The 7,899-nt window shown below is 72.9% G+C and carries 8 protein-coding genes and 1 pseudogene; 1 reads left to right on the top strand and 8 read right to left on the bottom strand.

Annotated features, from left to right (window positions below):
* Positions 1-123: 123 nt before the first annotated feature.
* From C1I97_RS26085 to C1I97_RS26050, 8 genes and pseudogenes are all read right to left on the bottom strand, one after another.
* A complete protein-coding gene (locus tag C1I97_RS26085; RefSeq protein WP_111005611.1) occupies positions 124-726 on the bottom strand; it encodes a Uma2 family endonuclease in 603 nt (200 codons plus the stop codon).
* Between the two features lie 101 nt (positions 727-827).
* Positions 828-2,048: a cytochrome P450 gene (locus C1I97_RS26080; RefSeq protein ID WP_111005610.1), complete on the bottom strand. Its 1,221-nt coding sequence runs from the start codon at positions 2,046-2,048 to the stop codon at positions 828-830.
* A 74-nt stretch (positions 2,049-2,122) separates the two neighbouring features.
* Positions 2,123-2,803, bottom strand: coding sequence for a response regulator (locus C1I97_RS26075; protein WP_111005609.1), 681 nt, complete (start codon positions 2,801-2,803; stop codon positions 2,123-2,125).
* A complete protein-coding gene (locus C1I97_RS26070; protein WP_111005608.1) occupies positions 2,800-4,155 on the bottom strand; it encodes a sensor histidine kinase in 1,356 nt (451 codons plus the stop codon). The genes C1I97_RS26075 and C1I97_RS26070 overlap by 4 nt, the downstream gene beginning before the upstream one ends.
* A gap of 103 nt (positions 4,156-4,258) precedes the next feature.
* The gene (locus C1I97_RS26065; protein WP_111005607.1) at positions 4,259-5,197 is read right to left on the bottom strand and encodes an alpha/beta hydrolase; all 939 of its coding nucleotides are present in this window, start codon (positions 5,195-5,197) and stop codon (positions 4,259-4,261) included.
* 193 nt (positions 5,198-5,390) lie between these two features.
* Entirely contained in the window at positions 5,391-6,596 is a 1,206-nt protein-coding gene (kynU, locus tag C1I97_RS26060) for a kynureninase (RefSeq protein WP_111005606.1), read from the bottom strand.
* Positions 6,589-7,455 (bottom strand): tryptophan 2,3-dioxygenase family protein, encoded by an 867-nt coding sequence (locus C1I97_RS26055; protein ID WP_111005605.1) that lies wholly within the window; start codon positions 7,453-7,455, stop codon positions 6,589-6,591. The genes kynU and C1I97_RS26055 overlap by 8 nt, the downstream gene beginning before the upstream one ends.
* Positions 7,456-7,625: 170 nt before the next feature.
* Positions 7,626-7,778: pseudogene (locus C1I97_RS26050) on the bottom strand (DUF3151 family protein); the annotation flags it as partial.
* A 4-nt stretch (positions 7,779-7,782) separates the two neighbouring features.
* On the opposite strand from C1I97_RS26050, the gene C1I97_RS26045 reads away from it, so the two are divergent.
* On the top strand, positions 7,783-7,899 hold a 117-nt coding region (locus C1I97_RS26045), incomplete at its 3' end, for an IS110 family transposase (protein ID WP_146608293.1).

The raw sequence follows: 7,899 nt of genomic DNA, 5'->3' as shown, positions 1-7,899 counted from the left end.
GAGTGGGGGCCGGTCGGTGTCCTGCTCGCACTCGCGGCGCTCCTGGTGGCCGGGGGGCTGGCGGGGCTGCGCAGACGGGACGTCGGCGGCTGAGCGAGCAACAAGAGGTGCGGCTCGGGCGGCTCAGTCGGCGTACTGCTTGAGCTCCTCGGTGTCGAGTTCGATGCCGAGGGGCTCCGGCAGCGAGAGCTTGACCCCGAACGACTTCTTGCTGGCACTGCGGTACCCCTCGCCCGGGGCGGGGTCGCTGTAGAGCGTGACGGAGGCGTCGTCGCGGTCGACCAACAGGTAGAACGGGATGCCCGCGTCGCCGTAGGCCAAGGGCTTCTCCTTGCGGTCACGCTGATCGGTGTCCGAGTCGTACGACGTGACCTCCAGGACCAGGAGCACTCCCTCGGTCGGCGCCCACTCACCCTGCCCCGCGAAGTGCGCGGCGGGCACCAGCACTCCGTCCGGACGCGCCCGCCCCTTGCGGTACTTCTCCACCCTCAGCCCTTGCCCCTGGTACAGGTCCAGGTCGGGCCGCGACTGCATACAACGCCGCATCAGCCACATCACGATGGTGTTGTGGTCGCCGTCAGGCACGTTCTTGACCCCGATCCGCCCGTCGATGAACTCGAACCTGACGGCGTCGTCGGTCTCCCTGGCCGCGAATTCGGCGATCCTCTCGAACTCCTCCACGGACATCTGGGACGCGTGTGTCGTGCGCTCTGCCATAACCGTCATGGTGCACCCCCTCTCGGGTCACGGCCAGTATGCCGAGCAGCGGGTGGCCGATGATCGGAAATGATCCGTTATCAGCCGAACGGGTGAGCCGGGCGCGGGCGTCAGCGCACCACCACGCTCACCCCCTCCAGCCCCCGGATCACGAAGTTCGGCTTCCGCCGCGGCTCCGCCGCCAGGGCGAGCGTGGGGGCCCGCTCCAGCAGGGCCGTCATGGAGGCCGCCAGTTCGATACGGGCCAGGGGGGCGCCGATGCAGTAGTGGATGCCCGCGCTGAAGGAGATGTGCGGGTTGTCCCGGCGGGTCAGGTCCAGGCGGGCGGGGTCGGTGAAGACGGCCGGGTCGTGGTTGGCCGAGCCGAAGAGCATGGCGATCTCCGCGCCCCTGGGGATCGTCGTGCCGTCGATCTCGATCTCGTCCAGGACCCAGCGTTCGAAGAGCTGCAGCGGGGTGTCGTAGCGCATCAGCTCCTCAATCGCGGACGGGACCAGGGAGTGGTCCGCGCGCAGGGCCGCGAGCTGGTCCGGGTTGCGGAACAGCGCCCACCAGCCGTTGACCGTGGCGTTCACGGTGGCCTCGTGACCGGCGTTGAGGAGCAGGACGGCCGTGGAGATCATCTCCTGCTCCGTCAGCCGGTCGTCCTCGTCGTGCGCCGCGATCAGCCCGGAGATCAGGTCCTCGCCCGGCTCCTTGCGGCGCTCGGCGATCAGCTCGCGCAGGTAGTCGGAGAACTCGACCGACGCCCGCACCGCCTTCTCCGCCGCCTCCTCGGACGGGTTCAGCTCGTACATCCCGCAGATGTCCGCCGACCAGGGCCGCAGCGGGGCCCGGTCCGCCTCGGGGATGCCCAGCATCTCGGCGATCACGGCGACCGGCAGCGGTTCCGCGACGTCCGTGAGCAGGTCGCCGCCGCCCGCCTCCACCAGGGCGGAGACCAGCTCGTTCGCCAGCCGGTGCACGTACGGCTTCAGCCGCTCCACCGTGCGCGGCGTGAACGCCTTCGACACCAGGCGCCGGATCCGGGTGTGGTCCGGCGGCTCCAGGTCGAGCATCCCGTGGTCGTTGAGGACGTGGAACGGCTCGTGCTCCGGCGGGGGCGCCGTACGGCCGAACTCCTCGTGCGTGAACCGGTGCTGGTAGGTCCGGCCCAGCCTGCGGTCCCGCAGCAGCGCCGAGACGTCCGCGTGGCGCGGGACCAGCCACTGGTCGCTGGGCTCGTAGTAGAGCACGCGGCCCCGGGCGCGCAGCTCGGCGTACGCCGGGTACGGGTCGGCGACGAACGCCGGGTCCCACGGGTCGAAGGCGAGGTCGGAAAGTGCGGACATGCCCGGACGTTAGCCCGGCCACCCCCGGTCTGACCAGGGGTGCCGTCTCACCTCACACGGCCCGGCGGGGCCGCTCAGCCCGGCGTGACCAGTCTCGCCTCGTAGGCGAACACGGCCGCCTGGGTGCGGTCCCGCAGGCCCAGCTTGACCAGGATCCTGCTCACATGGGTCTTGATGGTCGACTCGGCGACCACCAGCCGCTCGGCGATCTCCGCGTTCGACAGCCCCTGCGCGATCAGCACCAGGACCTCCGTCTCCCGCTCGGTCAGGTCCCCGTACGCCGCCTGCCCCGCGGCCGCCGCCCGCGAGGGCTCGGTCATCTTCGAGAACTCCGTGATCAGCCGCCGGGTGACCGAGGGCGCGAGCAGCGCCTCGCCGGCCGCGACCACCCGTACCCCGTCGGCGAGCTGCCGCGCCGAGGCGTCCTTGAGCAGGAAGCCGGAGGCCCCCGCCCGCAGCGCCTGGTACACGTACTCGTCCAGGTCGAACGTGGTGAGGACCAGCACCTTCGCCGTGCCGTCCGCGGCGACGATCTCCCGGGTCGCCTCGATGCCGTTCAGCTCCGGCATCCGGATGTCCATCAGGACCACGTCCGGGGCCAGTTCGCGTACCCGCTCCACCGCCTCGCGTCCGTTGACGGCCTCGCCGACGACCTCGATGCCGGGCATCGCGTTCAGCAGGACCGAGAAACCCTCGCGCACCATCATCTGGTCGTCCGCGATCAGGACGCGGATCGTGCCGGCCGTGGCCGTCATGCCCCGGCTCCGTCGTCGTCCGTGCGCTCCGTCACCGTGGCGACCGGCAGGAACACCGCCACCTCGTAGCCCCCGTCGTCGACCGGGCCCGCCGTCATCTCGCCGTCCAGCATCGACACCCGCTCCCGCATGCCGGTGATGCCGTGCCCGGATCCGGGCGAGGGCTTCGTCAACGAGGTAGCGGGCGGCGGGCCGTTGACCACGCGCAGGGCGAGCCCGCCGAGGACGTAGCCGATCTCCACCCGGGCGCTCGCGCCGGGCGCGTGCCGCAGGGTGTTGCTCAGGGCCTCCTGGACGATCCGGTACGCCGACAGTTCCACGCCCTGCGGGAGTTCGCGCACCGCGCCCATCACCGTCTTCTCCACGGTCAGGCCGGCCTCCCGCACGTTCGCCAGCAGCGTGTCGAGGTCGGCGAGCGTGGGCTGCGGGGCCTGGGGGGCTTCGTAGTCCTCGGCGCGGACGACCCCGAGGACGCGGCGCAGTTCGGTGAGGGCCGCCACCGCGTTCTCGCGGATCGTGGCGAAGGCCTTCTCCAGCTCCGGCGGCGGGTTCTGCACCCGGTAGGGGGCGGCCTCGGCCTGGATGGCGACGACGGACATGTGGTGGGCCACGACGTCGTGCAGCTCACGGGCGATCGTGGTGCGCTCCTCCAGCAGGGTGCGGCGGGACCGCTCGTGCGCGGTCACCGTCTGCTGGGCGGTCACCTCCTGTGCGGCGTCCCGGCGTATGTGCCAGAGGGTGACGACGAGGAGCACGAGCGCGGAGAGGACCAGCATGGGTCCCGAGTTGTCGCCGGAGTGGTGGCCGTACACGGTCTCGGCGGCCAAGGCGTAGCACGCGGTGACCATCCAGGTCCACGCCGCCGTACGCGGCCGGGTGCGTATCGCCACCACGGTGAGGACCGTCAGGTGCGCGACGAAGCTGCCGGGCGACCACGGCCAGCCGCCGAGGTTGCCGAACACCACCCACGAGGCCGCGGTCGCCCCCAGGGAGAGCCAGAAGGCTCCGACCGGGCGGACCAGGGTGAGCAGGACCGGCACCAGGGCCAGCAGGCCGTATACCGGTGCCGGGCCGCCGTGGGCGCTCACCCACGCGAGGAGCATGGCCAGCAGGCCGGCTCCCACCACCACGGCGTGCGGGGCCCAGGCCGCGCACTCCCGCAGGCGTCCGGGCAGCCGCCGGGTCAGCGGGCCGTCGACGCTCATGCGGCGCATCGGACGGTAGGCGAAGGCGCCCTGGAACAGATCCTGCCGCAGGGCGTTCGCGGCCAGCGTGTACTCGGGGCTGCGCGGCTTGTGCGCGCCGAACGCGCCGTCCGGCGCCGTCCGCTGCGTCTGGGTCGTCTCGGTCACGGTGAGAACGGTAGGGGGAGGCGGGGGCGCGGTCGTCCCCAGTGAGAAGGGTCTTCCCCGGTCCGTCTCAGGTACTACCGGCCTGACCGTGTCCCCCCGGGGCTCACCACGCCAGCTGGGCGATCTCCTCCGCCACCACCGCGCAGGCGTCCGCCGCCGGGTCGATCAGGGGGAAGTGGCCGACCTCCTCCAGGAGGGTCAGGCCGACCAGTTCACCCGCCTTCGCCGCCGCTTCCGTGTAGGACTCCGCGACCGCCTGCGGTACGACCAGGTCACCGCGGCCCTGGACGAGGGTGGTCGCGATGCCGGTGGGCAGGAGGAGGGCCGGGTCGGCGTAGGGCCGGCGCTCCATGAAACCCTCCTCGCCGCCCAGCAGTTGGCGGGCCGCTCCGCCGCACACGTCCAGCTTCTCGGCGACCGCGAAGTCGGCGATCGGGGCGAGGGCGACCACGCCGCGCAGCGGGGCGGGGCCGTCCGTGCGCCAGGGTGCGTCCGCCGGGAGGACGTGCCGGGCCGCCGCCCACAGGGCCAGGTGGCCGCCCGCCGAGTGACCGGTGATCACCGTGCGGCGGATGTCGGCCTGCGGGAGCGCCTGCCGTACGAGCGCGGGCAGGGCGTCGAGGGCGGCGGCCACGTCGTCGAACGTGTCCGGCCAGCGGCCCGCGACCGGGGCCTCGCCCCCGGCCGCCGGGGCGGTGCCGCCGCGCCGGTACTCGACGTTGGCCACGGCGAAGCCGCGGCGGGCGAGGAAGTCCGCGAAGGGGGTGATGTGGCGGCGGTCGTACGGGGACCGCCAGGCGCCGCCGTGCAGCACCACCACGAGGGGTGCGGGAGAGGAGGGCGCCGGGGAGTCCGGAGCGCCGCGCGGGGCGTAGAAGTCGACGACCTGGTCGGGGTGGTCGCCGTAGGCGGCCGTGGCGTCGGGGTCGACGGGCGCGTGCGAGAAGGCCGACTCCTCCTCCGCGGCGGCACGCGCGGCCGCGTCGCGGCCGGCGGTGTTCTCCGGTTCTGCGGCATCGCATGATGCGGCGGCGTCCGGCATGCTCCCACCTCTCAGCGACTGAACAGATGTGCGGACCAGGGAGAAACCGTTCGGCCGCTGGCCGGGACGGTACCAGGGCGGTGACGTGCGCGGAGGCGGGAAGGTCACGCCCGGTTCCGCCGGACGGTTCCGCCGCACGGCGTGGGACCGTGCGGCGGAACCGTTCATCGGGACCGGCCCTGCGGGCGGTGGGTCAGCCGAGCAGCTCCTCCGCCAGCGCCCGCGCCGCCCGCTCCACGTCCGCGAAGCCGACGTACAGCGGGGTGAAGCCGAAGCGCAGCACGTCGGGGTGGCGGAAGTCGCCGACCACGCCGCGCTCGATCAGCCGCCTCATCACGTCCCCGGCGTCCGGGCAGCGCAGGGCCACCTGACTGCCCCGCTCCTCGTGGGCCGCCGGGGTCAGACACTCCACGCGTCCGGCGGGGACGTACGCGGCGACGCACTCCAGGAAGAAGTCCGTCAGCGCGAGGGACTTGGCGCGCACGGCCTCGACCGTCACCCCGTCCCAGACCTCCAGCGCCGCCTCCAGGGCGAGCAGGGAGAGGATGTCCGGGGTGCCGACGCGGCCGCGGACCGCGCTCGCCGCCGGTTCGTAGCCGGACCGCATGCCGAAGGGGTCGGCGTGCGAGTTCCAGCCGGGCAGCGGGGAGTCGAAGCGGTCCTGGAGGTCGCGGCGGATGTACAGGAACGCCGGTGAACCCGGGCCGCCGTTCAGGTACTTGTAGGTGCAGCCGACCGCCAGGCCGACGCCGTGCTCGTCCAGCCCCACCGGCAGGGCGCCCGCGCTGTGGCACAGGTCCCAGACGGCGTACGCGCCCGCCGCGTGCACGGCCGCGGTGAGGGAGGGCAGGTCGTACAGGCGGCCGGTGCGGTAGTCGACGTGGTTGAGCAGGACCGCGGCGGTGCGGGAGGACAGGGCCCCGGGCACCTCGGCCGGTGTCACCGGGCGCAGGGTGCAGCCCGTCATCCGGGCGGCGGAGTGCGCGAGGTACCCGTCCGTGGGGAAGGTCGTCGCGTCGACGAGGATCTCGTCCCGGTCACCGCCGCCGTCGCCCTGCTCCCGGGCCATCCGCACGGCCGCCACCAGCGCCTTGAAGACGTTGACGCTGGTCGAGTCGCCCACCACGATCTGGCCCGGTGCCGCCCCGACCAGCGGGGCGATCCGGTCACCGATCCGCTCGGGCGCGGTCCACCAGCCGCTCTCCGTCCAGGAGCGGATGCGCAGCTCGCCCCACTGGCGGCGGACGACGTCGGCGACCCGGTCCGGGACGTGCGCCGGAAGCGCGCCCAGTGAGTTTCCGTCCAGGTAGACGCCCTCGTCGAGGACGAACCGGCCGCGGAGCCCCGCCAGTTCGTCCGCCGCGTCCGACTTCTCTGCTCTGGCGGTCAGTTCAGACATGGGACCTCGCCGTCCACAGCTCGGGGAAGACGTTCTTGCGGGCTCGCTTCTCCAGCCAGGCCACCCCGGCGGAACCGCCCGTGCCGGCCTTGGCGCCCATCGCGCGGCGGGTGGCGACGAGGTGGTCGTTGCGCCAGCGCCACACCAGTTCGGCGACGTCCGTCAACGCCTCTCCCAGGCGGGCGAGTTCGTCGTCCGGGTCGCCGGAGTAGAGCGCCGCCCAGACGGCCTCGACCTCCTCCGACGGCTCGTAGCGCAGCGACACGTCGCGGTCCAGGACGGCGTCCGGGACGGCGTGGCCGCGCCGGGCGAGCAGCCGCAGCACCTCGTCGTACAGGCTCGGCTCGTGCAGCGCCTTCTCCAGTTCCGCGTGGGCGCGGGGGGCGCCGCGGTGCGGGACGAGCATGGACGCGGACTTGTCGCCGAGCAGGAACTCCATGCGGCGGTACATCGCCGACTGGAAGCCGGAGCCTTCGCCGAGGGCGCCGCGGTAGCTGTTGAACTGGGCCGGCGTGAGTGCGGCGAGCGGCTTCCAGGAGGCGTTCAGCGCCTGAAGCTCCCGCACCGACCGCTTCAGCGCGGCGATCGCCGTCGGTACGTCGTCCGCGCGCAGGGCGCGGGCGGCGGTCTCCCACTCGTGCACGATGACGGTGAACCACAGCTCCATCACCTGGGTGGTGACCAGGAAGACCATCTCTCCGGGGTCGTCCGAGAGGGTCTGCTGGAGGTGGGTGAGCACGTCCGCCCGGACGTAGTCCTCGTACGGCGTCGTGCCCTCGAAGTCGAGATGCGGGGTCTCGGGCTCATTGGCCTCAGCGGCCTCGGTGTGCTGAGGGGTCGGGTGAGCCTGTTGGGACATCGCTGTCTCCTGCTGTGTACTCCGGGTAGCGGTCCGCCCCTGCCGATGCCGGCACGGGGGCCCCGGTCCCCACCGGCATCCTGCGCACCACGGGCACGGAGCGCAAGGCCCGCCCGGTCGTTCGGGCGGGCCTTGCGCTCCGGCGGACCTCACGATCCGTCGTGCGTCGCTCAGCCCAGCGTCTGCGCCGCCGTCTCGGAGGAGTCCTTCAGGAACTGCGCGCAGCGCTCGTACTCCTCCTGCTCGCCGATCGCCTGCGCGGCGCGCGCGAGGGCGTGCAGGGCACGCAGGAAGCCGCGGTTCGGCTCGTGCTCCCAGGGGACGGACATCGGCAAGAGCCACCACCACTGCGTGGTGCTGGACGCCGAGGGCAGACGGCTGATGTCGCGGCGAGTACTCAACGACGAGCCGGAGCTCCTGGCCCTGCTCGCCGACGTGCTCGCT

The sequence above is a fragment of the Streptomyces sp. NTH33 genome, from assembly GCF_003236365.1.
Lineage (GTDB): Bacteria > Actinomycetota > Actinomycetes > Streptomycetales > Streptomycetaceae > Streptomyces.
Note: the sequence above shows the minus strand (reverse complement) of the source record. Positions and strands in the feature narration are given on the sequence as shown.

What these genes read in the sequence shown, in the direction of transcription:
- C1I97_RS26085 (WP_111005611.1), bottom strand. Translation starts at nt 726, where the DNA reads ATGACGGTTATGGCAGAGCGCACGACACACGCGTCCCAGATGTCCGTG.
- C1I97_RS26080 (WP_111005610.1), bottom strand. Translation starts at nt 2,048, where the DNA reads ATGTCCGCACTTTCCGACCTCGCCTTCGACCCGTGGGACCCGGCGTTC.
- C1I97_RS26075 (WP_111005609.1), bottom strand. Translation starts at nt 2,803, where the DNA reads ATGACGGCCACGGCCGGCACGATCCGCGTCCTGATCGCGGACGACCAG.
- C1I97_RS26065 (WP_111005607.1), bottom strand. Translation starts at nt 5,197, where the DNA reads ATGCCGGACGCCGCCGCATCATGCGATGCCGCAGAACCGGAGAACACC.
- kynU (WP_111005606.1), bottom strand. Translation starts at nt 6,596, where the DNA reads ATGTCTGAACTGACCGCCAGAGCAGAGAAGTCGGACGCGGCGGACGAA.
- C1I97_RS26055 (WP_111005605.1), bottom strand. Translation starts at nt 7,455, where the DNA reads ATGTCCCAACAGGCTCACCCGACCCCTCAGCACACCGAGGCCGCTGAG.